General features: G+C 69.0%; 3 protein-coding genes. 2 read left to right on the top strand and 1 reads right to left on the bottom strand.

The annotated features are described in order from the left end of the window. Together BKE38_RS28545 and BKE38_RS28540 are read left to right on the top strand one after the other, a co-directional pair. On the top strand, positions 1–586 hold a 586-nt coding region (locus BKE38_RS28545), incomplete at its 5' end, for a fumarylacetoacetate hydrolase family protein (RefSeq protein WP_207553716.1). Beyond that, the gene (locus tag BKE38_RS28540; RefSeq protein ID WP_076960522.1) at positions 583–1,344 is read left to right on the top strand and encodes an alpha/beta hydrolase; all 762 of its coding nucleotides are present in this window, start codon (positions 583–585) and stop codon (positions 1,342–1,344) included. The genes BKE38_RS28545 and BKE38_RS28540, both read left to right, overlap by 4 nt. A gap of 49 nt (positions 1,345–1,393) precedes the next feature. Here the strand turns inward: BKE38_RS28540 and BKE38_RS28535 are convergent, their stop codons facing one another. Further along, positions 1,394–2,947, bottom strand: a complete 1,554-nt coding sequence (locus BKE38_RS28535) for a UxaA family hydrolase (protein WP_207553715.1) — start codon at positions 2,945–2,947, stop codon at positions 1,394–1,396. Between the last annotated feature and the right edge of the window lie 294 nt (positions 2,948–3,241).

Below are 3,241 nucleotides of genomic sequence, written 5' to 3'. Positions count from 1 at the left end.
CGGCATCCATCCCGGCAGCGACTGGAACAATCCGGAGCCCGAGGTGGTCCTCGCGGTGAACGCTGCCGGCACCATCGTCGGCGCCGCGCTCGGCAACGACGTCAACCTGCGCGACGTCGAGGGACGCTCCGCCCTGTTGCTCGGCCGCGCCAAGGACAACAACGCCGCCTGCGCCATCGGCCCGGCCATCCGCCTCTTCGCCGAGGACTTCGGCATCGAGGACATCCGGCGCGCCGAGATCCGCCTGACCATCACCGGCGAGGACGGCTTCTCGCTCGACGAATCCGGCCTGGTCGGCAGCATCAGCCGCGACCCGACCGACCTGGTCGGCCAGATGCTGAACGCCCACCACCAGTATCCGGACGGGGCGGCGCTGTTCCTCGGCACCCCCTTCTCGCCGTCCAAGGACCGCGGCGCGCCCGGCGCCGGCTTCACCCACCGCATGGGCGACGTGGTGCGCATCGCCAGCCCCCGCCTGGGCGCGCTGAGCAACACCGTCCGCCGCACCGACGAATGCCCGCCCTGGACCTTCGGCATCGGCGCGCTGATGGCCAACCTCGCCCGCCGCGGCCTGCCCCGCGCATGAGCGACAGCCTGCTCGACACCGAGGCCGCCGGCCGGCTCGATCGCGGCGACGGCACCGAGCTCGCCTGGGCGCGGCTGGAGGGCGACGGGCCGACCGTCGTCTTCCTGGCCGGCTTCCGCTCCGACATGCAGGGCAGCAAGGCCATCGCCCTGCGCGACTGGTGCGCGGCGCAGGGCCAGGCCTTCCTGCGCTTCGACTATGCCGGCCACGGCACCAGCGACGATGTTTTCGAGAATGGCTGCATCGGCCGCTGGGCCGAGGATGCGGCCATCGCGCTGGACAAGCTGACCACCGGCCCGCTGGTCCTGGTCGGCTCCTCGATGGGCGGCTGGATCAGCCTGCTCCTGTCCCGCCGCATGCCGGACCGCATCCAGGCCATCCTCGGCATCGCCGCGGCGCCGGACTTCACCGAGGACCTGATGTGGCCGCATTTTTCCGCGGCCCAGCAGGAAGCCCTGCTGCGCGACGGCATCATCCACCTCGACAGCCCCTACGGCCCGCCGGTGCCGATCACCCGCCGGCTGATCGAGGACGGCAAGGCGCAGCGCGTGCTGAACGCCCCCCTGCCCTTCGCCGGGCCGGTCCGCCTGCTGCAGGGCATGCGCGACGCCGAGGTGCCGTGGCAGACGGCCATCCGCATCGCCGACCATATCGCGTCCAACGACACCAAGGTCGTCCTGATCAAGGATGGCGACCACCGCCTGTCGCGCGACGAAGACATCGCCACGCTGACCAACACGCTCGAAGAACTGCTGTAGAAAGCAAGCAAGGCCGGGGGGATACGATCCCCCCGGACCCCGCGTTCAATCAGCCAGTGATGCCGATGATCCAGGGCGCGAATTCGTGGCGGCCGAGGCCGAGCTCCTCGCTCTTGGTCGGCTCGCCCGAGGCGACGCGCAGGATGTGCTCGAAAATCTTCTGGCCCATCTCCTGCAACGACGCGGTCCCGTCCAGGATCTCGCCGCAGTTGATGTCCATGTCCTCCTCCAAGCGGCGGTACATCGGCGTGTTGGTCGCCAGCTTCACCGACGGCACCGGCTTGCAGCCGAACATCGAGCCGCGCCCGGTGGTGAAGCACACCACATTGGCGCCCCCCGCGATCTGCCCCGTTGCCGAGACCGGATCGAAGCCCGGGCTGTCCATGAAGACGAAGCCCTTCGTCGTCACCGGCTCGGCGTATTTATAGACTTCCATCAGCGGCCCGGTGCCGCCCTTCATCGATGAGCCCAGCGACTTCTCGAAGATATTCGCCAGGCCGCCGGCCTGGTTGCCCGGGCTGACCACGCCGTTGATCTGCGTGTCGCGGCCCAGCGCATAGTCGTCCTTCCACCAGCGGATGCGCTCGATCAGCTTCTCGGCGACCTCGGTGCTGGCGGCGCGGCGGGTCAGGGTGTGCTCGACGCCATAGATCTCCGGCGTCTCCGACAGGATGGCGGTGCCGCCATGCCGGGTCAGGATGTCCATCGCATGGCCCAGCGCCGGATTCGCCGTGATGGAAGAAAACCCGTCCGAGCCGCCGCATTGCAGGCCGACGCTGATATGGCTGGCGGGCACCGGCTGGCGGGTGACCTGGTTGGCCTCGGCCAGCATCTCGCGCACCATGGCGATGCCGGCATCGATGCTCTTCCGCGTGCCGCCGATATCCTGCATGGCGAAATGGCGCAGCTTCGGCCCGGCCTGCAGCCCCTGCTCCTTGATCAGCCCGTCGATCTGGTTGCGCTCGCAGCCCAGGCCGATGACGATGACGCCGTAGATGTTCGGGTGGCGGATATAGCCGGCCAGCGTCCGGCGCAGCAGCTGCATCGGCTCGCCCGACAGCTCCATGCCGCAGCCGGTCTGGTGGGTGAAGGCGGCGACGCCATCCACGTTGGGGAATTCGGCCATGCGCTCGGCGTTGAAGTGGTCGGAGATCGACTGCACCACGGTGGCCGAGCAGTTCACCGTCGAGACGATGCCGATGTAGTTGCGGGTGGCCACGTGGCCGTCCTCGCGGACGATGCCCTGGAAGGTGGCGCGCTCGGCCTCCGGCACCATGGCGAGCGGCTGGTAGTCGGCGCCGATGGCATAGTCGCGGTCGAATTCGGTGAAGGTGATGTTGTGGCCATGCATCATGGTGCCGGCGGGCGTGTCTTCCGCGGCGAAGCCGATGGTGACGTTGTACTTCAGGATCGGCTCGCCCTTGCGCAGGTAGCGGGTGGCCAGCTTGTAGCCCGGCTGGACCGCCTCGCGCGCCAGCATGTTCTCGCCGGGGATGGAGGTGCCGGCCTCGACCGGGATGCGGGCGACGACGACGTTGTCATTCGGGTGCAGGCGGATGACGGGCCCGTTCAGCCGCTTGGCCGAGAGATCGATGATCGACATCTTTTTCTCTGATTTCCTGGGACGTTCTTCTTTGGGCCAATCTGGCACCCGGCGTTGGGGGCGGGCGCGGCAAACTGACAGAAATAGAAGGGGGTGCGGGGGGATACCTCCCCCCGCCGCTTGCTTTTAGATCGGCTCCGGCAGGCTGACGCCCGCCTTGGCCGCGATCGGCTTCAGCGCATCCATGATGCCCGCGGCCAGCGGAACGCCCTGTTCGAGCGCGGCGTCGCGGCTCTTCAGCCCCTTCTCGCCCGGCAGCCGCACCGGCGGCAGGCCCGGCCGCGGCGCCGCGGC

Origin of the sequence: Teichococcus deserti (assembly GCF_001982615.1) — a bacterium.
In the GTDB taxonomy this organism is placed as follows: domain Bacteria; phylum Pseudomonadota; class Alphaproteobacteria; order Acetobacterales; family Acetobacteraceae; genus Pseudoroseomonas; species Pseudoroseomonas deserti.
Note: the sequence above shows the minus strand (reverse complement) of the source record. Positions and strands in the feature narration are given on the sequence as shown.